At 57.7% G+C, this 23,568-nt stretch carries 22 protein-coding genes; 3 read left to right on the plus strand and 19 right to left on the minus strand.

What is annotated here, in order from left to right; genetic code table 11:
- Positions 1-126 precede the first annotated feature (126 nt).
- Genes ASILVAE211_RS24525 through ASILVAE211_RS24535 form a run of 3 tightly spaced genes read right to left on the minus strand, consistent with a single transcriptional unit; the run spans position 127 to position 3,520 of the window.
- Complete coding sequence (locus ASILVAE211_RS24525) at positions 127-855, minus strand: ABC transporter ATP-binding protein (protein ID WP_227323997.1); 729 nt, start codon at positions 853-855, stop codon at positions 127-129.
- The gene (locus ASILVAE211_RS24530) at positions 852-2,627 is read right to left on the minus strand and encodes a branched-chain amino acid ABC transporter ATP-binding protein/permease (RefSeq protein WP_227323998.1); all 1,776 of its coding nucleotides are present in this window, start codon (positions 2,625-2,627) and stop codon (positions 852-854) included. Before ASILVAE211_RS24530 ends, ASILVAE211_RS24525 begins: the two co-directional genes overlap by 4 nt.
- Positions 2,627-3,520, minus strand: coding sequence for a branched-chain amino acid ABC transporter permease (locus tag ASILVAE211_RS24535; RefSeq protein ID WP_227323999.1), 894 nt, complete (start codon positions 3,518-3,520; stop codon positions 2,627-2,629). Before ASILVAE211_RS24535 ends, ASILVAE211_RS24530 begins: the two co-directional genes overlap by 1 nt.
- Positions 3,521-3,791: 271 nt before the next feature.
- Here ASILVAE211_RS24535 and ASILVAE211_RS24540 point away from each other — a divergent pair, with 271 nt between their 5' ends.
- Positions 3,792-4,958: an ABC transporter substrate-binding protein gene (locus tag ASILVAE211_RS24540; protein WP_227324000.1), complete on the plus strand. Its 1,167-nt coding sequence runs from the start codon at positions 3,792-3,794 to the stop codon at positions 4,956-4,958.
- A gap of 40 nt (positions 4,959-4,998) precedes the next feature.
- Here ASILVAE211_RS24540 and ASILVAE211_RS24545 read toward each other — a convergent pair whose 3' ends face one another.
- The 13 genes from ASILVAE211_RS24545 to ASILVAE211_RS26600 all read right to left on the minus strand — a co-directional run bounded on the left by ASILVAE211_RS24545 (position 4,999) and on the right by ASILVAE211_RS26600 (position 19,917).
- Entirely contained in the window at positions 4,999-5,850 is an 852-nt protein-coding gene (locus ASILVAE211_RS24545) for an MBL fold metallo-hydrolase (protein ID WP_227324001.1), read from the minus strand.
- 62 nt (positions 5,851-5,912) lie between these two features.
- Positions 5,913-7,409 carry a sugar ABC transporter ATP-binding protein gene (locus ASILVAE211_RS24550; protein ID WP_227324002.1) on the minus strand — a complete coding sequence of 499 codons (1,497 nt, stop codon included), beginning with the start codon at positions 7,407-7,409 and terminating at the stop codon, positions 5,913-5,915.
- Positions 7,393-8,517, minus strand: a complete 1,125-nt coding sequence (locus ASILVAE211_RS24555; protein ID WP_227324003.1) for an SMP-30/gluconolactonase/LRE family protein — start codon at positions 8,515-8,517, stop codon at positions 7,393-7,395. The genes ASILVAE211_RS24550 and ASILVAE211_RS24555 overlap by 17 nt, the downstream gene beginning before the upstream one ends.
- A complete protein-coding gene (locus tag ASILVAE211_RS24560; protein WP_227324004.1) occupies positions 8,514-10,634 on the minus strand; it encodes an ABC transporter permease in 2,121 nt (706 codons plus the stop codon). The genes ASILVAE211_RS24555 and ASILVAE211_RS24560 overlap by 4 nt, the downstream gene beginning before the upstream one ends.
- 11 nt (positions 10,635-10,645) lie before the next feature.
- Positions 10,646-11,644: a sugar ABC transporter substrate-binding protein gene (locus ASILVAE211_RS24565; RefSeq protein WP_227324005.1), complete on the minus strand. Its 999-nt coding sequence runs from the start codon at positions 11,642-11,644 to the stop codon at positions 10,646-10,648.
- Between the two features lie 52 nt (positions 11,645-11,696).
- Positions 11,697-12,686, minus strand: a complete 990-nt coding sequence (locus ASILVAE211_RS24570; RefSeq protein ID WP_227324006.1) for an ABC transporter permease — start codon at positions 12,684-12,686, stop codon at positions 11,697-11,699.
- Positions 12,687-12,872: 186 nt separating this feature from the next.
- Positions 12,873-13,601, minus strand: coding sequence for an SDR family NAD(P)-dependent oxidoreductase (locus tag ASILVAE211_RS24575; RefSeq protein ID WP_227324007.1), 729 nt, complete (start codon positions 13,599-13,601; stop codon positions 12,873-12,875).
- A gap of 34 nt (positions 13,602-13,635) precedes the next feature.
- Positions 13,636-14,361, minus strand: coding sequence for an SDR family NAD(P)-dependent oxidoreductase (locus tag ASILVAE211_RS24580; RefSeq protein WP_227324008.1), 726 nt, complete (start codon positions 14,359-14,361; stop codon positions 13,636-13,638).
- Positions 14,362-14,406: 45 nt separating this feature from the next.
- Positions 14,407-15,462, minus strand: a complete 1,056-nt coding sequence (locus ASILVAE211_RS24585) for an ABC transporter permease (RefSeq protein WP_227324009.1) — start codon at positions 15,460-15,462, stop codon at positions 14,407-14,409.
- A 31-nt stretch (positions 15,463-15,493) separates the two neighbouring features.
- Positions 15,494-16,978 carry a sugar ABC transporter ATP-binding protein gene (locus ASILVAE211_RS24590; protein ID WP_227324010.1) on the minus strand — a complete coding sequence of 495 codons (1,485 nt, stop codon included), beginning with the start codon at positions 16,976-16,978 and terminating at the stop codon, positions 15,494-15,496.
- A complete protein-coding gene (locus ASILVAE211_RS24595) occupies positions 16,975-18,027 on the minus strand; it encodes a sugar ABC transporter substrate-binding protein (RefSeq protein ID WP_227324011.1) in 1,053 nt (350 codons plus the stop codon). The genes ASILVAE211_RS24590 and ASILVAE211_RS24595 overlap by 4 nt, the downstream gene beginning before the upstream one ends.
- A gap of 433 nt (positions 18,028-18,460) precedes the next feature.
- Entirely contained in the window at positions 18,461-19,177 is a 717-nt protein-coding gene (locus tag ASILVAE211_RS24600) for a transposase (RefSeq protein WP_227324012.1), read from the minus strand.
- Between the two features lie 170 nt (positions 19,178-19,347).
- A complete protein-coding gene (locus ASILVAE211_RS26600) occupies positions 19,348-19,917 on the minus strand; it encodes a transposase family protein (RefSeq protein ID WP_406566102.1) in 570 nt (189 codons plus the stop codon).
- Positions 19,918-20,044: 127 nt separating this feature from the next.
- Here ASILVAE211_RS26600 and ASILVAE211_RS24610 point away from each other — a divergent pair, with 127 nt between their 5' ends.
- On the plus strand, positions 20,045-20,440 hold the full coding sequence (locus ASILVAE211_RS24610; protein ID WP_319799639.1) for an SOS response-associated peptidase family protein: 396 nt from the start codon (positions 20,045-20,047) through the stop codon (positions 20,438-20,440).
- A 111-nt stretch (positions 20,441-20,551) separates the two neighbouring features.
- Here ASILVAE211_RS24610 and ASILVAE211_RS24615 read toward each other — a convergent pair whose 3' ends face one another.
- Positions 20,552-21,346, minus strand: a complete 795-nt coding sequence (locus tag ASILVAE211_RS24615) for an SDR family NAD(P)-dependent oxidoreductase (RefSeq protein ID WP_227324013.1) — start codon at positions 21,344-21,346, stop codon at positions 20,552-20,554.
- A 101-nt stretch (positions 21,347-21,447) separates the two neighbouring features.
- Here ASILVAE211_RS24615 and ASILVAE211_RS24620 point away from each other — a divergent pair, with 101 nt between their 5' ends.
- Positions 21,448-22,338, plus strand: a complete 891-nt coding sequence (locus ASILVAE211_RS24620; protein WP_227324014.1) for a LysR family transcriptional regulator — start codon at positions 21,448-21,450, stop codon at positions 22,336-22,338.
- Between the two features lie 75 nt (positions 22,339-22,413).
- On the opposite strand, the gene ASILVAE211_RS24625 is transcribed toward ASILVAE211_RS24620, so the two are convergent.
- Both ASILVAE211_RS24625 and ASILVAE211_RS24630 read right to left on the minus strand, forming a co-directional pair.
- On the minus strand, positions 22,414-22,836 hold the full coding sequence (locus ASILVAE211_RS24625) for a DUF6640 family protein (RefSeq protein ID WP_227324015.1): 423 nt from the start codon (positions 22,834-22,836) through the stop codon (positions 22,414-22,416).
- A gap of 94 nt (positions 22,837-22,930) precedes the next feature.
- Entirely contained in the window at positions 22,931-23,287 is a 357-nt protein-coding gene (locus tag ASILVAE211_RS24630) for a nuclear transport factor 2 family protein (protein WP_227324016.1), read from the minus strand.
- Positions 23,288-23,568 lie beyond the last annotated feature (281 nt).

Raw genomic sequence — 23,568 nt, forward strand, 5'->3', positions numbered from 1 at the left:
TGCCTACCCGACATAAGACCTCCTGCGGTACCTGTTGCACTGGATTATGCGCGTCGCGGAGGTTTTGCCACGGCTACAAACGGCATAACAGTTTGTGCTGTCCTGGCAGGGACCGTCATGTCGATCCTAGCCCAGATATTTGTTGATGATATCGAAACCTTCGTGTTTGATATCATCCGGCGTCATCTCTTCGACGATTTCGCCATGTGTCATGATATAAAGACGATCGCAGACTTCAGCCGCGACATCGACGCGCTGTTCGACAAGCAGCAGAGAGGCACCTCTCCGGCGAAGTTCAAGCAATGCCTTCACGACAATCCCCACTGCGACTGGTGATAGCGCAATGGATGGTTCATCCAGCAGTAAAATCTCAGGGTCGCTCATCAACATGCGCCCGATCGCCACCATCTGCTGCTCGCCGCCACTGAGGAAAGAGGATCGCCTTTGTCGATAGGTCAGCAGAACCGGAAACAGTGCGTAGACGGATGCGAGCAGGCTCTCCACACGCGCCTTCTCATGTCGCAGTCGAAATGCGCCAAGGATGAGATTGTCCTCAACCGTCAGTTCCGTGAACAAGCGCCGCCCTTCCGGTGCTATCGCGGCATAGCCGCTGGCAACCCGATGCGGTGGAAAGCTGGAAACATCGGTGTCGCCGATCCGAATGCTGCCACGACGATTCTTGATCAGGCTCATGATCGCTCGAAGGACGGTGGTCTTGCCTGCGCCATTCGGCCCCAGCAAGGCCACGGCTTCACCTTTGCCGACGCGCAGGCTGACGTCGCGGACGACATCAAACCGGCCGTAGCCCGCGCAGAGCGCCTCAATTTTAAGGGCAGGGTTTTGCTCGCGTGTCATTCGCCGAGATATACCTGCCGGACAATGGGATTGGCGCGGACTTCGTCTGCGGTTGCCGTCAGCACCACCTCACCTGCATTAAGCACGGTGACCTGATCGCACAGCGGCAGCAAAAACCGCGTCTGGTGCTCGATGATGATCATAGTGACACCCTTTGCCTTGAGGCCCGCCAGAATTGTGGCGAGATGAGCCACTTCCCCGCTCGACAATCCCGTCGCCGGTTCGTCCAGAATAATGATGTCCGGCCCGGCCACGCAGACCGACGCCAATTGCGTCAATTGCTCCACACCATGCGGAACATCATCCACTTCGCGCCCCGTCCAATTCGCTGCCCCGACCGCATGAAGCGCCCCGGCGGCTTGGCTGTTCATCCAAGATAAGTCGCGCCGGCCGGATGGCAGCAGCGGCCAGACAGCGGCCCGACGTACGATCCCGGGCATTGTCGTGTAAAGACCGATGGAGACATTCTGGCTCGTCGTCAGTTCGCGCACCAGTTGTGCAGCCTGGAAGGTGCGGCGCAGACCCAGCCGCGCACGACCGCTGGGTGACAGCCCATTGACCGGCTTGCCTTTAACAAAAACTGTGCCTGCCACAGGCCTTAGCCGCCCGGCGATGACATTCGCAAGCGTGCTTTTGCCGGAGCCGTTCGGCCCGATCAGACCGTGGATATGGCCGCGCCGCACAGTGACACTGACATCCCGCAAGACCTTCGGCCCCACCGGATAGCTGAAGTCAATGCCACGGCATTCGACGGCATTTTCCAGGCCGGCCTCATCTTCATCCCTCGCCAAAACTGCGATTGCCGGCACGCTTGTGGATTCGGGTACGGTAGCCGGCTTGCCAAATTGCAGGCGGATGAGACCAACCACACCCGCCGGAAACATCGTGATCGCGATGATCGACAGGGCGCCGTAAAGAACTTCCTCCAACCAGGGATTGATGGCGACGACTGCTGGGAACATCGAGACGAAAGCAGCGCCTACCAATGGGCCGACCGTCGTATTGATGCCGCCGACCAGCACCATCACTAGGACGTTGAGGGACACCGACCAGTCGAACTGGCCCGGTGACACGACACCCAGGAAACAGAACAGCCATCCCGCCAGACCCGCCAATGCTGCCGAAAGACCAAAAACGCCAATCTTGATGCGTGACGTTTGCACGCCCGCTGCTTCCGCGAAAGGCTCGGCATCGCGAATGGCCAGCAGCACCGGATATAAAGGCGAGCGCCGGATATTCCACACCAGCGCCACAGCTGCCAGAAGAGCAAGCAATATGCACCAGGCGACTGGCGCGCCCAGCCAAGCGAGGCCTGCCGGAAAATCCGTAAAGGCCGGCCCCAGCAACCCCTGGGTTCCACCGGTGATTTGCATATCCGTCGCCATCACCGTCAGCACCAGCGTAAAAATGAAAGTGGTGATGGCAAAGTAAAGGCCGCTTACGCGGAGCGACATGGCCCCGATGATGACGCCACAAAGGCCACTGGCCAACATAGCAAGCGGCAGCATGAGAAAAGGACTGACATTGAAATCGGCAACGGCGATTGCAGTGACATAGGCCCCGATCCCAAAAAAGCCGCCTTGCCCGAGCGAGTATAAGCCCAGCATGCCCGCGACGAGGTCCAGGCTGATGGCGAGGATTCCAAAAACCCCCGCGACCAAAATCAGACTTTGCAGACTCAGGCTCGCATTGGCCGCAAGCCAAGTACCCAGCAGGTAGAGGATAAGAACCACGCCGGTCACAGCCCGGCGACTGAAAGAAGACGCCATCATCATCGCGTCCGGCCGATCAGGCGGAAGAAAGAGAAACCTCCCGAACTAAACAGCCCGCGCGGCGTTACAATGAGAATGACGACGAGCACAAGAAAGGGAAACCAGTCTGATGCCTGGGAGTCGATCAGCGCATTCGCGCCATTCGCCAGAACGCCCAGCAGCAGCCCGCCAAACATGGCCGATAGCGGCTTTTCCGTCCCGCCGCCAATCATCATGGCAATAAATCCGGAGATACCATAGGTACTCCCGAGATAAGGATTAGCGAAAGTGCTCGGTCCGATCAGGATGCCGGCGACACCGGCGAAGAGGCCCGATATGGCGAAGGCCGCGATTGCGACCGCCGTCGTATTTCCGCCGATCGCGGAGGCCATATCGGGGTCGGTCGCGACCGCAACCCCAAGCTTGCCATACAAAGTGCGCCGGCGCACCAATTCGAAGGTTCCGGCGAAAACCAAAGCGACAATAATGGCCAGAATCTGTTGACCCGTCAGTACTGCGTTACCTATCGAGAAACTATAATTGTTCAGAATAGGTGGAAAAGGTCGCGACGTGGGCCCCCAGAAATAAGCGGCGGCGTTTTCAAGAATGACGGCGAAGCCGAGCGTGCTCACCAGCCAGCCGAAGCCAAACCGGTCAAAGGCAAGGATGGGTCTGACCGCAATGATATAGGACAGCACTGCAATTACGCAGGAACTCGCAATGCCTAATATCACTGCGGCCCATGCCGGATAGCCGGCAGAAGATATAGTCGCCGTTAGCATGATGGCAGCCATCATGATTTGGCCTTGGGCAAAATTAATGACTCGCGTGACATAGAAAGAGATTGCCAGAGCCATCCCGATGAGGCCGTAGACCGACCCAATAGCCAGACCGCTCAGGATGAACTGCAACAACGCTGGCCGTCTCCCTTTTATTATTATGAACCGGCCTTGGGCCGGATCCGCCGCTAGAAACGGTCTATAGCGACTTTAGCGGGAAAAGACGGCCACGTCAGATATCGTGGAGACTATATCTGTTATGATGACGATAGGATTTCACGGACTATCTCTTTCCCTTACCTATTAGCCGAGCGCATGATATTGGCGATAGGCGGGAAAATAAAAATAACAACAAGGCGCTATCGTCTCAGACGATAGCGCTGACAAACCGGGAGCAAGACAACCAGTGAAAGCCCTTATCGCCACTAGTATTTTCGCCGCGACGGCATTATTTGCCTGCCCGGCAAGTCAGGCGGCTGCCGGCGGGGATCCCATTCTGGTCGGCCTGATCGCGGGCACCACGGGCGCCTACGGCACCACCGGCGTCGCGACGGTGCAAGGCGCGCAACTGGCCATCGCGAAAGTGAATGCCGCCGGCGGTGTGCTTGGACGTCCGCTTAAGCTCGAATGGTATAATGACAATGCTTCGGCAACCTTGTCTGGCCAGTTGTTTGCCAAGCTCGTCAGCAACGGTGCAGTTGCCATAGCCGGCTCACCCGATACCGGGCCCGTTACCGCACAGCTCGCTACGCGCTACAAAATTCCCACCATTGGCGTCGTCGACGATGGCGGCCTGACGGTCAATCCCAAAGGTCCGTCTAGCCCGCCCAATCCTTGGGTTTTCGATTTCGGCCTGAATACCTTTGCCTGGGGCGCGAAAATCGCGCAGCATGCTTTGAAGAATTGCCCACAGGGCCTAGCCGTGCTGCATGACCCAAGCACTTATGGCGAGGGCGGCAATTACGGCATACAGCTTGTCTATCGCAAGGCCAATCAGACGGTCAAAATTGACCAGACGATTACCGAGAATTGGTCGACAGGCGCCACAACAGGGCTGATGCCGCAGATCAGCGCCATCAAAGCGGCGGGCGTGACCTGCGCCGATGTGTGGCTGACGCCACAGGATCAGGCAGCATTCGCGCAGGACAAGCATTCGCTCGGCTTTGCTGTCACCACCTATGGCAATGATGAAACCAATGCCGACGATACCTTCGCCAATCTTGCCGGGGACTATGCGGATGGCACGATCAGCGCTGTGCTGACATCCGATCTTCACCCGAGCCCGGCCATGCTTGCCTTCCGTGAGAGCTACAAGAACAAGTTCAACGCCGAATCAACGCCCTTCGCCGAAACCAGTTACGATAGTATTTTGATGCTGGCCCAGGTCATTACCAAGTCGAATTCCACCAAGCCTGCGGATCTGCAGAAGGAATTCAATGCCACAACGAATTTTGACGGCATCACCGGTAGTCTGAGCTTTAGCCCGGAGAACCACATCACCATTACGCCCGAGCAGTTGACCCTGGTAAAATACGACGCTGCTTCCAAGAAGTGGGTCGAGTTGAACGACTAACCAACCCACTTTTAAGGAAAGCGAGCTGGGCCTCGGCGTGTCAGATCGCCACGGCCCAGCTTTCCGGTACCAGACGGAAACCCGCCGCCTTTTTCACGACATGAGCGAAAGCCGGCAGGTGCAGATGCATACCGGCAACAAGCACGCCTTCCGCCGCGACGAGATCGAAGATTTTGCGGCGGTTCTCAGCCGCCAGCGCTTCATCGATGTCGAATTCGCTGGTCACGCCGGGATAGGGAATCTGGATCTCCGGAATATGTACAGTGTCCCCCCAAATCACCAAACTTTCGCCTGCCGAATCCAACCGGTAGCCGCTATGCCCAGGCGTATGTCCGGGCAAAGGCAACTGCGTGATACCCGGCGCCACGGTGCCACCCTCAGCGATCCGGATCTGATCGCGATAGGTCGTCAGCAAGGCTTGCGCTGAATCGAGATAAGGCGTCGCCGCCGGCATCGTTTTATCCCGCAGTTTGGGGTCAGACCAGAACGCAACATCGTCCTTGTGGATGACCAATTCGGCCCGCGGAAACATGGCCTTGCCGTCCGGGTCCAGCAAGCCGTTGGAATGATCGGGGTGAATATGAGACAGCAGGACGGTGTCGAAATCCCCGGGCTTGAACCCAGCAGCCGCGAGGTTCTCTGGCAATAGCCCCATGGAATAGATGGTATTGCTGCCACCGCCGGCATCCACCAGAATGGTGCGCCCCGCCGTTTCGATGACAAAGGCATTGACCGTCAGACGAGGCGGCTTTTTCCAGAACGCGCTCTGCATGCAAGCACGCATGTCATCCTGGCCCGCGCCACGCAGAATTTCAAAAGGAATGTCGAGAAAGCCGTCATTGACCACCGTCACCATCGCATCGCCGATCGGATGCCGGTAGACACCGGGCACTTGCTTCCTTGGCTTATCCGTCATGACGTCTCCCAACTTTTCATTTTTAATCGTCCTTTAGGTCAATGCACGGCCGCGTACATAATGCGCTCTTCCGTCGCCACGCTCGCGTCCAATTCTTCCACCACCCGTCCCTGCCGCGCAACCAGGATGCGATCCGACAAGGCCAGTATTTCCGGTAAATAGGATGAGATTACGACGACGGCTATGCCGCGATCGGCAATCTCATTGATGAAGCGATGGATTTCGGCAATCGCGCCGACATCGACCCCGCGTGTCGGCTCATCGAAGATGATGATGCGCGGCTCCTGAACTGCCGCCTTCGCAATCACAACCTTCTGCTGGTTGCCGCCGGACAGTTCGATGATTTTCGCATTGGCGTCAATCGCCCGCACACCCAGTTTGGCCGTCCACGCCTCAGCCAGCCCCTTTGCCTGCGCCATGGAAATCACCGAAAGCGGATTGAAGCCCCGCGCCAGACGGCCCATATAAATATTCTCGGCAATCGACATGGTTTCAAAGAAGCCTTCGATTTTGCGATCCTCGGTGATATAGACGATTCCATCCATCATCGCGGATCTTGGCGTCTCGTATTGTACAGCGCGCCCTTCGCGTTCAATGGAGCCGCCGTGAAAATAATCGCGTTTCAGAACGCCGCTGACGATCTTCATCGTCTCGGTGCGGCCAGCACCAACCAGGCCAAAAAAGCCTGTCACCTGACCGCTATACAGCGAAAAGGACGTGTTGCGGACAATGCTGCCCATCGACAAGTTCTGCACACTGAGCACGCGTTCGCCATAAGGCCGCCGCAGACGCGGCTTGCCCAAATCATACAATTCATGGGACAGCGTGCGGCCGACCATGCTCTGCACAATGCGCTCCCGATCAAAATCGACGGTCTTGCCCGTGATAACCAATTCCCCGTCCCGTAGGATGGTGATGCGGTCAGACAGTGCCAGAACCTCTTCAAGAGCGTGCGTGATGAAGATGATGGACACGCCGCGCGCTTTCAGGCGCCGGACAAGGCCAAAGAAATGGAACTTTTCTTCCGGCGTCAATGTCGCCGTCGGCTCGTCGAAGATGATCAGCCGCGCCTCGTGATGAACGGCACGGGCGATTTCCACCATCTGTTTCTTGGCCGCGCCAAGGGAGGAAACCAATGCCATCGGATCAACATGGAAATTGAGCGACAGCAGAAAGCGTTGCGCTTGGATGTAGAGTCTACGCAGCCGATTGAACATCTTCTCCTCGCCGAGATAAATGTTCTGTGCAACCGTCATCGAGGGCACCAGATTGGTCTCCTGAAAGACCATGGCAATCCCTTGCCGCTTCGCCTCTGACGGTGACGACACGACCACTGGGGCGCCGTCAAGCAGCATCTCACCGGAGGTGAGTTGGTAAACACCGGCCAAGACTTTCGTCAGTGTAGACTTTCCAGCACCATTCTCCCCGACCAGCGCATGCACCTCACCGGCTTCAACATCGAAGTCGATATTGCGGATTGCCGGCACGCCCCGAAACGCCTTGGTCGCCTGGCGGAGCTCAAGAACCTTGGTCATGCTGCGCCTCTGTCTTCCCTGCCGTCAGCCCGACGATCACGCCGTCTCCCTTCGCGCCGACCATCAGCTCGCCATTCCATTCCGCCAGGGACGTCACGCCATGCACGCGACCATCCGCGCGGCTGTGATAGCTGTCGACCGGCCGCATTCGGTCGTCGCAGCGCAGCACCAGCCCGTAGGACCAGGACGGAGACCAGGGCTTCAACTGATTGAGTTTTTTACGCGCGCCGCCTTGGATCGGCTCTAGATAGGTCAGGCCACTTGCCAGTGCCGGTGCGACCCAGAGATCAGGATCGATGGTCTCGATCATGCGGCGACGGTATTCAGGCTCACTCAGCACGAATTCGACAAGCTGATTCCGTGGCGCGAACAGGGCCAGCCAGAAACCGCCTGCTGCCCTCCGCACAACACGCCCCGGATAGGCCGGCAACTGCCCCAGGGCAAGGCTGGGTACACCTGCCTCTATCGCCGACACGCGCAGCAATCGGTGGTGCCAAGCCTCGGACAGGAACAGCTCGCCCTCCGGGCTTAAAGCCAGTCCCGTGGGATAGGCTAGGCCAAGCGCGAGCGGCTTCGCCTTGCCGTCGCTCAGCGACAGACGGTGCAGGCTACCGCTTGCGCCACCGGCCATCAGGTCATGCTTCCATTGGGCGGCAGGGTGAGTGGCCGAGCCATTCGTGACGATCACGGTATCCGCATCGGCGAAAACCGCAGCCGTCGGGCAAATCAGCCGGTGGCCTGCGGCTTCGGTCACCATCTTGCCATCATGCCGGCCGCCGATGATCAAGATGCCCTGCCCGTCTAGGCCGGCCGCCAGCACACCGTCCGGCCCCGCCGCGAGACAGCTGATGGGCTTTCCCAGGCTTCGTCCAATACGCAGGGAAGCGGTGCCCCCGGCCGCCTGCACGACCACGATATCGCCGCCTTGAGAGGCGAGAAGGCCGTTTGGCGTCGCGACCAGATTGTCGATCCCAGGTAAACGGGCGACCAGCCTGGCTTCGTCAAGCCTGGTATTGGGCGTCAAAGGCCCGTCCATCGCAGGAACGGCATTGTCTGCGGTGTCGAAGCCGCGAAATCCGGCATAGGCCCGCCTGATGGCGCCGATCATGCCGACTTCCCCCAATAGCTATCCAACGCACACCAAGTTGGATCCGCGCCATCCAGTTTGTAGCGGCCAATGCGATTGTTTGAGATGCCGCCGAGATAGAGATAGCCCTTGTGCTCCCGCACTGAGGTGACCATCGGGTGATTGACCCCGCCCAGGTCCCACAGCGTTTCCTTGACTTCACCGGTCTCGCTGAAGCGGATGACGCAACCGGTATTGATATTGGGGTAAAGCCAAAGGTCCGGGGCGACGCGGCGTGCCATGCGGCGCCGAAATCCGGGCATGGCCTGGGCCAGATCCAGCGCCGGAGTGCGCATCCCCAGCAGCGCCACCCAGTAATGACCGTCCGACGAGCGATTGATATTGGACGGATAGCCGGGAAGATTGCTCAGCACAGGCGCGGTCTGGCCTTTGCGCGGCCCATCAAACCAGTAGCGGCTGATGCGGCAGGTCCAGGCTTCCGCAAAGAGGAAGGACTGCCCGTCAGAAGCCAGCGCCACCCCGTTCGCAAAGACGAGGTTGTGGATTTCCGTACGGGTCGTGCCGCTGCGTGGATCGTAGCAGATCACCCGGCCATTGCCGCGCCCCTCGACCGCGTCAGTCGCCCAATCCTCTTGCTCATAGCGAACCGTCGCTTCGCTGAAATAGACACGTCCATCCGGTGCGATATCCAGATCATCGGCAAGACGCAGCCGAGAGTCGTCCACGATCGAAAACAGGCGGCGATTGGTCTCATCGGTCAGCTTGGTGACCTGCCGATCGGGTGCGACCTGATACAATCCCATGCCACCGATGCAGACAAGCAGATTGTCCGTGCGGTCGAAGGCCATGCCAAGCGGGTGCCCGCCGATATGGGCGAATATCTCATGCTGCTTATAGTCGGGCGCCAGGAAGCGGACGATGTCACCCTGGCGCGTGCCGCAATAGAGATTGTCGTCCCGGTCGAGGATGATATCCTCCGGCCCTTCCACCAACCCTTGCCCGATGATTTCGACATTGCGGAGCTTGTCGTTCAACGCATAGGGGGAGCCCGGGTCGCTGGCACGCGGCGGCGCCGGCAGCGCCAGATAGGTTGGTGCGACATAGACTTTCGACAGCAGCTTTTCGCGGTTCTTCAGCCAGCGCATATCGATAAAGACGGCGCCAATCAGCACGCAGCCCAAAATCATGGAAGTCACCGGCCCGGTAACACCGAAATTGATAAGACTATTCGTCAGGATCAGAACAAGCAGCGCGCCCATGACGGCTTTCGAGACAGACCCGCGGCCGCCGCCCAGAGAATTGCCGCCCAGCACCACGGCCGTCAGTGCCGAAACCTCAAGGCCGATGCCGGTGTCAGACCCGGTGCTCCCCAGACGTGCGGCAAACAGGAAGCCCGCAAGAGCCGCCAGGCCGCTGGACCAGACATAGGCGAAGAAGACAGTGCGCCGCACATTGATCCCGGCATTATAGGCCGATCGCCTGGCTCCGCCCACGGCCATCAGCCGCCAGCCCGGCCGCATGCGTGACAGGACCATATGCCAGATCAAGGCAATCAAAACTGCAAGCAATAAGCTGAACGGTATGCCCAGAACTGATCCGGCGCCCAGGAAATCCCATAGATTAGAATCAATATTCCCTGAAACGAGGGCTGTCGAAAAGTGCAGAAACGCTATTTCATAAATCGAACGGAAAATGATCAGCGTCACGAGGGTGGTGAGAAAGGCCCGCAGCCGCAAATAGCCAATCAGCATGCCGTTCAGGGCGCCGCAGACAACGCCAAGCGCCAAGGTCGCGACCAGGACAAGCGGGATTGACCATGCCAGAACATTGACGCCAAGCAGCGCGAAGAGAACCGCAAGAGAAAAGACGGCACCGACAGAAAGATCGATGCCGCCTGAGATAACGACGATCGCGAGACCCAGCACAACAAGGCCGAACTCGGCCACCTGCCTGCCGAGGTCGGATAGATTGGACAGCGCAAAGAAATCGGGCGTGATCGACCCGAAGGCAGCGATGACCGCGATTAGGGCAATAAACGGAATGGCATTGTCGATCCAACTCTTCGCCAGCAGTTCCCCAATTAAATGATCGGGGAAAACCCGGTAGCGAAGACGAATCAGGGTGTCGCTCTGGGCCATCGGTCTCAGATCTATTTCAGCTCGCCAAGGGACCAGCAGTTCCGTGGCGTAAGATTGTCCTTCGTCAGGATCGTCAGCGGCGTGTAGTAGGTATTTTTGACGGCTCCGGCCTTGGCCGGAGACAGCAGCAATTCGACGATCTGCTGATTGAGAATATCGCCCTGCAAAGGCACGTTATAACTCACCGTCATGTCGATCAGGCCCTTGCGGATGTTCTCGCAACCGTCCTGGGTGCCGCCGCCGGACGTGACGACGTAAACCTGTCCGGTCTTGCCCGCCTGCTGGATCGCGGCACCCGCGCCGACATCCTGATTGTCCCAGTTGCCGACGACACCGCAGAGATCCGGATTCTGCTGCAGCACCGTTTCCATGATCGCACGCGCCTTGGCCGGGTCGTAGTTGGCGGCCTGTTCCGAGACGATCTTGATATTGGGGTGTTTCGCGAAAGTATCGTGATAGGCGTAAAGCTCGTAAAGATTGGACGCTGCCGTCGGCACGCCTTGCATGATGGCGATCTTGCCAGAGGTACCGGGGCCGCATTTCTTGACCAGCGCATCGGCTTCAACATAGCCGACCTTGACCCAATCAGCGCCGACATAGGAATCCGTTGTCAGGGCCGATTCCAGATTAACCTGCAAGACCTTGATTCCGGCCTGCTCCAGCCGCTTGATCGGGCGCGCATAGGATTGCACATCCGGGTTATGCACGATCACCAAATCGGGTTTCTGAGCGATCAGCGATGTCAGCGCCCTGGTGCCGGCATCCGTGCTCCAATTAGGATCGCGAATTTCCAAGGTATAGCCCAGATCGGCGGCCTGGCGGCGCATGACGGCGGCCCAACCTTCGGTGAGATCGAAGCCCATGGAGAGTGGCACGAAAACGACCTTCTTGCCCTTCAGTCCATCGTAATAAGGCGCGCGTCTTGCCGCGTTCGACAGCCCGCTATCCTGGGCGTAGGCGCTTCCGATCGTGCAGCAGAGTGCGAGTAGCACGGCGATGAATCGAAGCATCAAAGTCCCTCCCGTTATTTTTTGTTTTGAGCGAGGCAAGGCGGAGCCGAGGTCAGATGTCACCTTGCTGCTGCTGCGCCGTCTGCTCGTCGCGTGGGTTGATCAAGCTGTCGGCGACAAGGGCCAGAAGCAAGACGATGCTCTTGACGAGGTTCTGCTCGGTGTAGGTGACGTTCATGATCGTCATGCCATCTAGCAGCACGCCGACCAGGAGTGTCCCAACCAGGATGCTGCGCACATGGCCGCGGCCGCCGCTGAGACTGACGCCACCCAACACGACAACCAGCAGAACATCATAAATCATCGTGGAGTTGTAGATACGCGTGCTCATGCTGGCGACGGAGGCCGCCATGACAAGTCCTGCGGCATAGGCGATGAGCCCAGAGACGATATATTGCGCAATGATCAGTTGTGGCACGGGGATGCCGGTGACACGCGCAGCCGGAAGATTGTCGCCCATCGCATAAACGAAACGGCCGAAGCGCGTCCAGCGCAGAAGCAGCCAGACGATAAGAGCCAGAACAGCGAAAGCAATAATCGGCATCGGCACGCCGAAAAGATGACCGACGCCGATGTCCGAAAAGGCGCCGGCGTTATCTGGCACGTTCTGCACATCGATCTTGAAGAAATAAGCGCGACCGACGCCATACACCACAAGACCCACGGCAAGCGTCGTAAAGATTGCCGGGACCTCGGCAACCGCCACCAGAATGCCGTTGATGCAGCCCACGAGAATGACGAATCCTGCACCGATGAGCAAAGCGCAACCGAAATTCATCCCCGCCTGCGCCAGAGAGAAGGCCCAGGAGACCGCCACCACCATCGTCGCGATCATGGCAAGGTCGATCCCACGGCCGATCACGACAAGGCCCATACCGAGCCCCAACATGCCGAGGATGGACACACTACGGATCAAGGCGACGATATTGCCCGAGGTCATGAACCCATGAAGGCAAATAGCGAATGCCACAAACAGGATGACCGCCAAAGCAAAGACGATTCCTTCCTGCGTCGGCTTGATGCGGCGATTGGCCTGTTTCATGTATTCGGCAATTCGAACATTGCGACTGAGCACGCGGCTGCCCGCAGACTCATCCCCCGAGTGTTATTATTTCAAAAACATTGCCTGAAGGCGGGCTGCCGCGAATATAGAGCGGTAAGACATAGCAGCTATAGCGACTGTCATCCGCGCCATAGCTGCGAAATGCCTGTCTCCCGCTGCGTCTGGTCAGGGGGCCAGATATCCTCCATCCACGACAAGCGACGTGCCCGTGATATAGCTTGCCTCGTCACTGGCCAGGAACAAAGCGGCATAGGCGGTTTCGATCGGCTGGCCTGCACGCTTGAGCAGACTGCCATTGATCAACGCTGCTTCGATGACCGGACCCTGGTCCTTATTCATCGGCGTTACGATATAGCCAGGATGGAGGGAATTACAGCGAATGCCGTCTTGGCCATGGGTCACCGCGACGTTCTTGCTGACATTGAGGATGGCGCCCTTCGCTGCCTGATAGGCATGGGCACTTGGCACGCCGGCAAGCCCCCAGATCGAAGCGACATTGACGATCGACCCCTGCCGTCTCGCAATCATATGGGGCAGCACCTCGCGCATGCCGCGAAAAATACTTTTGAGATCGACGTCCAGAACACGATCCCACATCACGTTCGTCGTCTGCAGGATCGGCTCATAAAGGACGATGCCGGCGTTATTGACCAGAATATCGATCTTGCCATGCTTGAGAATGATCCCGTCTATTACGGACTTCCAGTCATCATCCTTGGTGACGTCCAGGCGCACGAAGTCGACGGAACTGCCATCCGTCTGCTCCGGTTCCAGAATATCGCCGGCGATCACGGCCTCCGCGCCTTCGCGCGTAAAAAGCTCGGCCATTTCCCGGCCCTGCCCGCGCGCAGCACCGGTGATGAGGGCAACCTTGCCCTTCAGCCGCTCTACCATGATCTGCGGTCCTCACAACGATCGTGCTGCCGCTTCATGGTGCCAGATAGCCGCCATCGACGACCAAGGACGTGCCCGTCACATAGCTTGCCTCGTCGCTCGCCAAGAACAGAGCCGCATAAGCGGTTTCGATAGGCTTGCCCGCACGCTTCAGGACCGTGCCGGCAATCAGCGCAGCATTGATGTCCGGCGCCTGATGCTCGTTCATCGGTGACAAAATATAGCCGGGATGGAGAGAGTTGCAGCGCACACCGTCCTCCCCATGCGTTGCCGCGACATTCTTGCTGATATTGAGAATGGCGCCTTTCGCTGCCTGATAGGCATAGGAACTTGGCACACCGGCCAGCCCCCAGATGGACGAGACGTTGATGATCGACCCCTGCTTTCGGGCGATCATATGTGGCAAAACCTCGCGCATGCCGAAAAAAATACTCTTGAGATCAACATCCAGCACGCGATCGTAGATCTCGTTGGTGGTCTCCAGAATTGGTTCATAGAGGCAGATCGCGGCATTGTTGATCAGGATGTCGATCTTGCCGTGTTCGGCGACGATCTTGTCGATCACGGCTTTCCACTGGTCGTCCTTGGTCACGTCGAGACGCACAAATTCGACCGCACTGGCCTCGGCGCCCGCCGCCTCGATCACATCACCCGAAATAACGGCTCGCGCACCTTCCTGCATGAAAAGCTCGGCCATCGCGCGGCCCTGCCCGCCTGCGGCGCCGGTGATGAGCGCCACCTTGTCCTTCAACCGATCCATTGCAACATCTCTCCCGTTCGCGTTGAAATTTTTGCAAGCCCAGAGCTAGGACTTGCGCGGCATCTTGAGCCGCCCCCGTGTTATGCGTCGCGTATTCACAGCGTCGAACAGCACCGCGACGAAGATAAGCGCGCTTTGCATGAACTGAACCAAGAACGGATCAACATTTAGGAGCGTCAGTCCATTATTGATGACGCCAATCAGTAGAACACCGACCAAGGTGCCCCATAGACTGCCCTTGCCGCCGAAAAGGCTTGTGCCGCCAATGACGATCGCCGCGATGACCCGCAGTTCCACGCCGACGCCGCCTGTCGGCGTTGCCGCCCCCACACGGCCGACGATGATGACCGAAGCGATACCGACGCAGATCCCCGCTATGACATAGACCAGGAAGGTCACAAGATTGACCCGGATACCGGCCAACCTTGCAGCCTCCCGATTGCCGCCGACGGCAAAAACACTTTTGCCGAAGGCGGTCTTTGTCAGCAGCAGGCCGCCCGCCGCAAAGACGATAACGGTCACGATGACGGAAATCGGAATACCGCCCAGCACGGTGCCGCTGCCGAAATAGGTAAAGACAGCCGGCAGGCTGTAAACGCTTTGGCCACCATTGGCTTCGAGCGTCAGCCCTTGAGCCATGCCCATGGTCGCCAGAGTCACGATGAAAGGAGCAAGTTTGATACCGGCGACGGAAATTCCGTTGATGGCGCCGACCGCCATTGCGACAAGCATCGTCAGGATCGTGCCGCCCACGGCACCGAAGCCCGCCTGCATAAACAAGGCGCCGATCATGCCCGCCAAGCCGATGGCAGCGCCTACCGACAGATCAATCCCGCCGGTGATGACAACAAAAGTCCCACCTACGGCGGTGATGCCAACCACGGAAGACTGCGACAATATCGCATAAATATTGTTGGCGGTCAGAAAGCTGTCGGACAGAAGACTGAGCAGTATGCAGATGACGACCAGGATGACGGCAATCGCGCTCGTCGTGCTGCCGAACAGGCCGCCGAGCAGTTGTCCGGCCGAAGGCCGCTCTCGATCTGGTGGTAGCGCCGCTCCGTCCTTGCCTCGTGTAGAAATATTCACCGACTGCGCCATAATCTTTTCCGCTTGGCTCAAGAATGCTTCGTTAGCCGAGTGAAGCTGAGGTCAGAATACTTTCCCGGTCGAACGCGGCACGATTGACCTCGCCCACAATCCGACCGCCCCGTAGGACATAGACCCTGTCGCAGGTCGCCAAGACTTCATCCGTATCCGAACTCGTCAGCAATATGGCGACACCCCGGCGTGCGAGATCCATGACATGCTCATAGATGCTCGACTTGGCACCGACATCGACACCTCGCGTCGGGTCATCCAGCATGATGACGCGCGCCCCGGTGAGTGCGACACGCGCCAGAATGACCTTCTGCTGATTGCCGCCGGACAAGGTGCCTATGGGCTGACGGATTGAATCCGCCTTGACGCCGTATTTCCGTACATTGTCTTCGGCCAGAGCCGTCAGGCGACCTGACAATATTAGTCCCATACGGGTAATGAGTGCATAAAGCCCAAGCACAACATTGTCGCGGATTGAGGCCGACAGAATCAGCCCCTCCCGTTTGCGATCCTCGGGCGCGTAGACGATGCCGTGTTGCCGCGCATCCGTGATATTGCCGAGGCGTAGCGAACGGCCATTGACGGTGATGCTGCCGGCGGTCGGCTTCGTAGCGCCGGCCATAGCCTTCATCAATTCGGTGCGGCCCGCACCGTCAAGTCCGACAAGGCCAAGAATTTCTCCTGACCGCGCCACGATATTAGCTGACCGAACGCCGGGCGCGCTGAGGTCCCTGGTCTCAAGAACGACCTCGCCCAAATTCCGCTCACTCCACGGATAGGCGTGTTTAAGATCCTTCGCCAGCATGGCTTTGACAAGTGCCGGCTGGTCCCAGTCAGCGGTCGGCTTGCGCGCGACGACGGCGCCGTCGCGCATTACGACGATCGTATCGGAGATGGCAAATAATTCGTCCAGGTGATGGCTGACATAGAGAATGGCCAGGCCTTCCCGGCGCAATTGCCGAATGATGTCGAGAAGAGTTTCAACATCGCCTTCCGGCAGGGACGATGTCGGTTCATCGAAAATCAAAACGCGCGCATTTCGCGCCAGGCAGCGCGCTATCTCAAGCAACTGTCGCTGCGCAGGTGTCAGGGAACCGGCGCTGCGCGCCAGATCCAAATGCTGCAGGCCAACGCGCTCCAGCGCTGCACGGGCCAGATCCCGATTGGCTTGCCCTTCCAGAACACCGCAACGGCTCGACTGTCGCGCGAGCAGGACATTGTCGAGAATGCTCATCGCCGGCACGTCCGTCAGTTCCTGGTAGATTGTGCTGACCCCGCTGCGGATCACCTCGCCAGGATCGGGCGGAAGGCTCCGGCCATCTACCCGCACCTCTCCGCTGTCCGGCACCACGGCACCGGACAGAACCTTAATGAGGGTCGACTTCCCGGCGCCGTTCTCACCGGCAAGCGCGGTAATCGTACTTGCCTCCAGCGTCAGCGTGACATCGTTCAGGGCAATGACGCCGGGATAGCGCTTGGAGACCTGCGACAGTTCTACAAGAGCATAGCCGCTCATTGATTGACTTGATCCGCCCAGATTCCATAGGCTTTGACTTCGGGCGAAGCGATATTGGACGTGTTGATCACCATCAGCGGCCAAACCACGGAGGGAATCGCCGGAATGCTTCCCGTCTCCTTCGCGTGGATATTGTCGACCATCTCGCTGCCCATCTTGATGAATTCCTGGCTCACCGTGGCATCCTGTGATCCATTTCGGATGCCGACGATGGCGGGCTCCGATCCATCAACACCGATGGAAAAAATGTGCCCCGGCTGGCCGACAGGCGCGAAACGCCCCGCTGCCTTGATAGCGGCTACAGCCCCGAAGGTTTCCGCGTCATTCGCGCCATAGACGGCATCGATTTTGGAATGGCCTTGCAGGATTGTCGTCATCACCTGATTCGCCTGATCGGTATTGAAGCCGCCATCGGCCCGCGCGACAATCTTGATGTCTGGATAAGTGGCAAGAACATCGGCAAAACCCTTCTCGCGCAGTGCGGCAGCGACCGTGCCTGCGATACCTTCAAGATCGACGACATTGCCTTTGGGCGTGCCGTATTTCTTGGTCAGAAACTTGACGACTTCCGCCGCTGCCAGCTTGCCGCCCTCTGCGTGATCCATGCTGTAGGTCGCCGTCACGGGGGTTACAATATGGTCCGCGAGGGCGATCACCGGCACGCCGTGGGCCTTCGCCGCCGCAACGGCGGGCGCCACCGCAGTGCCGTCATAGGGCGTGATCACGACGTAATTGGCGCCTTCCGACATCAGGCTTTCGACGTCCGAGATTTGCTGCGAAGGACTGTTGTTGGAATTGGCCATGATGAATTTGTAGCCGTATTTCTTGGCCTCGGATTTGACGCCGAGAATAATCCCGGCGAAAGCCGGGTTGGCTACCGTATAAGTCGAATAGCCGATGACGACTTTTTTGTTAGTGGTTTCGGCCTGCACCTTAGTGGGATTGCCACTAGTCATGGCCAGTATCGCTAAAAATGAGACTGCAACGAAGGGGCTTTTTTTAAGTGTTAGTCGCAGTTGAAGGTGAGTTCTATTGCCGTCATGTATCATATTTAGAAACCTTTTTATTATTGTTCGAAGAAAAACTTAAACAAACATCAAGTACAAATCGACAACAAGCAGCAAAATTCACGCTGGAATTATTGACGCTAATCACTCAAAAGCTTCGTTCGCAACAATAATTTCCTCAAATGAATAAATTTCAGATATTCTTTTTATCCTCCGTCTTAATTTTTATTAATTCTTAACTTACATCTGTATCATGCTAGCTATAAGAGGCTATTTTCAACCTAGCTAGAACTTTGGTCGTTTGCCAAAGACATAACTGCTATAGTAAATCGTTAGACTCAGAAATAGCGGAAAAGAGTCAAATTCTTAGACCAACACGCTGTGCCGCAATGAATCTCAATTGAGGAAGAATTAATTTAATTGCTTCTGATGGGCTCTTCCTTACTTTGCGTGGGTCTGGTCAAATGATGTGACCTCAAACAGTATAGAGGGGATGCATCCTCGTTCGGAGCAACTCGGCGCTAGCACGACCATACATTGCGCGCTTGAGTGTTTTTAAGCGGTTGATTTGCCGCTCTGTCCGACCGTTGCTCCAAGGTTCCACGATGGCGTTGCCGACGGCACCAATGTCCCGACGAAGCGTCGCTGCAAACTGTCGCATCGGATGAAAGCCGGAGCTGGCTGGGTCCTGTAGCCAAATATACAACAATTCGATATTGCCGCGCCTCAGAAGCCCACGAAAACGCTTGGCGAAGGCACGCATTGCGGCGAGTTCAATGGACGCCTCCTTCAAGTCATCCACTTTTTTGCACTGGGCTTTGGTCAGCAACCCGCCTGGCTTGATACAATGCGTTGATGCGACAATCGGTGGCACGTGTATCCTGTGTTTGCCATCAGGCAACCTAGCCCAATCTGGGGGCGAGGATGTTATTACTGCTGCGAATTGGGCACGGCGCCAGCCGTTGAGGCGCTGTTGAAGATTGGTCAGGCTGCCTGTGTAGCCAAGCGGCCGGATCTCGGCGACTAGCTGCCGTCTTATTGTGCATCCTTCGTTCCACCGTTCGGCCAGGTAAGCTCCGAAGCCGCCCGGCATCGTCGATTTTGGTGCCATGGTCGCCTGCGGTCGAACCGCATCCTGCCGAGTCCATTTTCGGACCGCGCGCCAGTTGAACCCGGTTTCTCTGGCGATCAAGTGCCAGTCCCGCGCCTTCGTCGTGCAGCGCCCTGACCCGATCGAACCCTGGCTGTGATTGACCACGCCGTCCGGCCTGAACGAGTTGACGATGCTCCGTGCAGCGCGACAATCAGACGCTCAGGAACATCTCTCTATGAGGCAATACGTCTCTCACTCAGATTGCCGCGCTACAGCTCCGTCACCTCCGGCTGCCTGTAGCGATGGACAAGACCGCGCGGTTCCTGGAGAACCACGTTCTGCTGTGGTCCCAGTTGGAGCGGTCGGCCGGGGCTCGCGTGAGCTGCTGTTTGATTGCGTGGCAAAAATTCTGCAGAAGATGGAAGCGATCGGCAACCTGGCCCGCCTGTGGTGCGCCTTGGCGGGTCATCAGCCGCTAGGCCGGCCGTCCTCCAGCCGCGTGGGCGAGCGCATGACCCAAGTTCGACAACGCGGCGTGTTCGGCGGCTATAAGGCGCCACAAACTCCGGCAGGCGGCCACCACACGTCATCTGCGCGCACCCGGGATTGAGGCATCGCCACCGCACTACTCTAAGTCGCAGTTTTACGGCCGCTCCTTGTGCCGGCAGGTCCTGCAAATCACGGATATACCAGCCATGGCGGCGGCTGAAGTGAGTGCCACACATCGGACAATGTGCGCCGCCAGACATAACAGCGGACACGATCCATCCGCCATCGATCCTGTTAGCCTCACAAATTTTAATGCTTAGCCCGGGAGACCACTCGCTGACTTTTTTCATGCAATATCAACGCACGCTCATCGTCGGATAGCGAACTGCTAATCAAGCTTCAGAGCGTAAAGTCACATCATTTGAGCCAGACCCACACAATGTGAGGCAGGCCCATTTTAGGGACTAATGACACGTCATGCCTTTTACGAGCTTCGCCGAGATTGAGATCATGCCGGATGGCTCCCGGCCACCTATCTGGTTCGCTCTGGATGAAAGCCGACCGTTGGCGTTCTTCGCCGGAATTTGGACCCGATGGACCTCAGTGCGGAAGCTCAAGGAGGACGAGACGACGAACGACCTCTTCGCCTTTCTGACGACCGAACCCAACGCCATCGTGGGCAAATACCATCCCAAGGCCATGCCGGTTATCCTAACCACGCCGAATGAGATCGAGACCTGGTTAGCGGCACCGCCCGCCGAGGCGCTCCGGTTGCAGAGGGCGCTTCCGGACGATGCGCTCATTGTGGTCGCCCCAGGAGACAAACAGGATGGCCCTGCTCCTGAGCTTGAGCCGTTCAGGCTGACGCCATAATCGGCGGGAACGCGGCCATTGAGGGTGTGACCAAGATGCCTGCTTAGCGCCCATTGCCGTCGCTTTGTCCGATGTTAGACTTCGGCTTCATGGGCGCTTAGACGCGGCTCCTTACGCGATCGTTCGAACGACGCCACCGTCGACACGCAAGGATGTGCCCGTTGTCGCCGACGCCTGCTCCGAACAGACATAGACAACCAGATTTGCGACCTCTTCCGTTGTCGCGAAGCGATTGAGGAGTGTGGTCGGGCGCATCGTCTTCAAAAACTGCTGTTCGGCTTCCTTGCGCGTAATGCCTTGCGCGTCTGCATTTACCTGAGCCCACCCTCCCATAATCTCAGAATCTGTCGGACCGGGAAGCACCGAATTGACGGTGACACCGGTTCCACCGACCACCTCGGCCAACCCCCTCGCAATGGCAAGCTGAGACGTCTTTGTCATAGCGTAGTCGATCATATCCTTCGGGATGGCGAGCGCGGACTCGCTGCTGATGAAGACGACGCGCCCCCAGCCGCGCTTCGTCATGAGCGGCATATAGTGGCGGGACGCTCGAATACCGCTCATGACATTCAGTTCGAAGAGGTCGGTCCACTCGCAATCCTCGATTTCGAAGAAGGACTTCGGGCGCCCTGTACCCACATTGTTGACGAGAATGTCCGCATCTGGCGCCTGAGCGAACAAGTGTGCCGCACCGTCCACGGTTGCTAAGTCAGCGATCACGCCTTTAAACTCCGCCTTCGGCAAGAGTGTGCGAAGCTCCGCAAGCGCCGCAGTGACACGCTTTTCTGTACGGCCGTTGATCACGACCGAGGCGCCTGCGCGCGCCAGCCCCTCTGCAATGGCCCGGCCGATACCGGCCGTTGACCCAGTCACGACCGCTGTGCGGCCATTAAGATCGATAATCACAATGCCAATCCTTCAAATTGTGAGAGAACTGGATCTGGATCATGTCAGCATCAATGATAATGGGCTAAGCTGCCATATAATTAAGTCCACAGAGGAATAAGTTGGATCGGTTTCACGAGTTGAATGCCTTCATAGCAGTCGTTGAAGCGGGGAGCTTTTCCGCTGCTGCGCGTACCACAGGGCATTCGCAGTCCGTCATCAGCAAGGCGATCGGTGCATTGGAAAAGCGTCTGGGCGTGATGCTGTTCAACCGAAGTACGCGCCGGGTGAGCCTGACGGATCTGGGGCGTAGATACTATGATCGGACAAAGCCACTGATCGATGAGATGCAGGACGCTGATGGCGAACTGTCCAAAAGCACAATGGGTGTCTCAGGTCTAGTTAGGGTTGCTGCATCGGCCACGTTCGGTCGCCTTCATGTTTTGCCGCTTATCCCGGAGTTGTTGTCACTTAATCCCGGCCTTCAGGTGGATCTCATTCTCTCGGACTTCCTCCGCGACATGGTGAAAGATCGGATTGACCTGGCGATACGCGTGGGGACAATCAGCGAACCCGACGCGGTTGTCAGGCGTGTGGCGACCACTCCACTTGTATGCGTCGGGTCTCGCCGCTATTTCGAGCGCTGCGGAATTCCAAAGACGCCGGCAGACCTCGTCGAGCACAACTGCCTTTTGTACAGAGGCATATCAGATGGGGCGAATTGGCCGTTTGTGGGCCAAGCAGGTCCATTCAGCGTCTCGGTTCAGGGAAATCTCTCATCCAATAGCGTCGAAACCATCCGTGCTGCTGTGCTAGCCGGTGTTGGAATTGGCCTGCTTGCCAAGGTTTCGCTCGTTAATGAACTTTGCCATCCCGATATCACGACAATCCTTGATGATTTCATAGGTGAAAGCAGGGATATCAGCCTCGTATGGCCAAAGCGCCGGTTCGTGCCAGCCCGTGTGCGTCAAGTGACAGATTTCTTCGCTGAGGCTATTGCAAGGCGAGTTTAGGAAAGCTGGTCAGAGATTGTGTGATCTACCTTGTAGAATTAACAGATTTCTTTTATGCTTCGGCGTCATAGTAATTCAACCTGCCAAAGAAGCGACGAGCACAGCTAGAGCCAGCAGGCTCAGCAGCATCCACCCGATCAATTGCTGGGGGGCAAGGCCAAGCAGATGGGGGTTAGGCACGGCAAATTCCGGATCGACCCATGCTGTATCCGGGAACAACCGAGCGAACATCAGCGCGACCCAATAAAGCGAAGCAATCAGCGCAGACAGGATTGTTGTTTTCAAGCTGAGGCGCATGACCATCAGCAACCCAATCGCAAGCATACCCTGACCGGTCCCCATCAGAATACCCTGTGCGTTATGAAACTTGGCGTGCGGTTTCCAGGCAGGATTCTTCAGGTGCTGGCGCGCGCCATAGGGGATGAACCAGTCGGCACACAATCCGCCCACCGCCGTCACGGCAGCAACGAACACAATAATCCAGCGTGCAGTTTCCATCGGCGTCGTTCCTCTAGGTCCGCCCGATCCAAAATGACCTGGCGGCTACCTGCGCTCATGGCAGATTAAGCAATCGGGATAGGCAGCTTCAAGATTAGAAGAAGCCCGCCATATAATCGAACCTGCCATCTGGACCGGGCCGAATGAAATTGTAGCCGGTCGCTACTTTGATCCCATCCGGTTTAAATAATGACCAAACCGCCAGGACTTCGCCGTGGTGAACAAAAATCCGATCTGTCTCGAAATACACGCCCGGCATTGATGTCTGGAAGCTTTCGATATGGGCACTCAGGACGGCGCGGCTTCTGCCTTCTCCACCCGGATTGGTGAAAGCGACATCGTCAGACACGCTCTGATTGAGGAGCCGATCGCGCTCAATTTTGTCAGTGGCGCTGTATGCCGCAGCATAGGCGGTCCAGTGCGACTTAAGAGTGTCGGCAGGGATTTCCATTGTGATCTCCGTCTGGCTTCCGGCTTGGCTGGCCGTCGGGCGCTCAACTGCACCCGTGTAGCAGGGAGAATAGACCGCCTGCTCGGGACGATATATAATCAGGCAACCATATAACTTTATATATCGTTCAAAATTCTATGGATCCGCTGCTCGACCTCATTCGTCTGCTTCGTCCAAAGGCCGCGCTGTTTGGCGGGGGTCTCGACGCCTCCGGTCAATGGGGGCTGGGCTTCCGCAAGCGTGACGACTTGCTCTTCTGCTGGATCGAGGAGGGCGAGTGC

Source organism: Acidisoma silvae, from assembly GCF_020618775.1.
GTDB classification, from domain to species: Bacteria; Pseudomonadota; Alphaproteobacteria; order Acetobacterales; family Acetobacteraceae; genus Acidisoma; species Acidisoma silvae.

What these genes read in the sequence shown, in the direction of transcription:
- ASILVAE211_RS24525 (WP_227323997.1), bottom strand. Translation starts at nt 855, where the DNA reads ATGACACGCGAGCAAAACCCTGCCCTTAAAATTGAGGCGCTCTGCGCG.
- ASILVAE211_RS24530 (WP_227323998.1), bottom strand. Translation starts at nt 2,627, where the DNA reads ATGATGGCGTCTTCTTTCAGTCGCCGGGCTGTGACCGGCGTGGTTCTT.
- ASILVAE211_RS24550 (WP_227324002.1), bottom strand. Translation starts at nt 7,409, where the DNA reads ATGACCAAGGTTCTTGAGCTCCGCCAGGCGACCAAGGCGTTTCGGGGC.
- ASILVAE211_RS24555 (WP_227324003.1), bottom strand. Translation starts at nt 8,517, where the DNA reads ATGATCGGCGCCATCAGGCGGGCCTATGCCGGATTTCGCGGCTTCGAC.
- ASILVAE211_RS24560 (WP_227324004.1), bottom strand. Translation starts at nt 10,634, where the DNA reads ATGGCCCAGAGCGACACCCTGATTCGTCTTCGCTACCGGGTTTTCCCC.
- ASILVAE211_RS24565 (WP_227324005.1), bottom strand. Translation starts at nt 11,644, where the DNA reads ATGCTTCGATTCATCGCCGTGCTACTCGCACTCTGCTGCACGATCGGA.
- ASILVAE211_RS24570 (WP_227324006.1), bottom strand. Translation starts at nt 12,686, where the DNA reads ATGAAACAGGCCAATCGCCGCATCAAGCCGACGCAGGAAGGAATCGTC.
- ASILVAE211_RS24575 (WP_227324007.1), bottom strand. Translation starts at nt 13,601, where the DNA reads ATGGTAGAGCGGCTGAAGGGCAAGGTTGCCCTCATCACCGGTGCTGCG.
- ASILVAE211_RS24580 (WP_227324008.1), bottom strand. Translation starts at nt 14,361, where the DNA reads ATGGATCGGTTGAAGGACAAGGTGGCGCTCATCACCGGCGCCGCAGGC.
- ASILVAE211_RS24585 (WP_227324009.1), bottom strand. Translation starts at nt 15,462, where the DNA reads ATGGCGCAGTCGGTGAATATTTCTACACGAGGCAAGGACGGAGCGGCG.
- ASILVAE211_RS24590 (WP_227324010.1), bottom strand. Translation starts at nt 16,978, where the DNA reads ATGAGCGGCTATGCTCTTGTAGAACTGTCGCAGGTCTCCAAGCGCTAT.
- ASILVAE211_RS24595 (WP_227324011.1), bottom strand. Translation starts at nt 18,027, where the DNA reads ATGATACATGACGGCAATAGAACTCACCTTCAACTGCGACTAACACTT.
- ASILVAE211_RS26600 (WP_406566102.1), bottom strand. Translation starts at nt 19,917, where the DNA reads ATGAAAAAAGTCAGCGAGTGGTCTCCCGGGCTAAGCATTAAAATTTGT.
- ASILVAE211_RS24610 (WP_319799639.1), top strand. Translation starts at nt 20,045, where the DNA reads ATGCCTTTTACGAGCTTCGCCGAGATTGAGATCATGCCGGATGGCTCC.
- ASILVAE211_RS24625 (WP_227324015.1), bottom strand. Translation starts at nt 22,836, where the DNA reads ATGGAAACTGCACGCTGGATTATTGTGTTCGTTGCTGCCGTGACGGCG.
- ASILVAE211_RS24630 (WP_227324016.1), bottom strand. Translation starts at nt 23,287, where the DNA reads ATGGAAATCCCTGCCGACACTCTTAAGTCGCACTGGACCGCCTATGCT.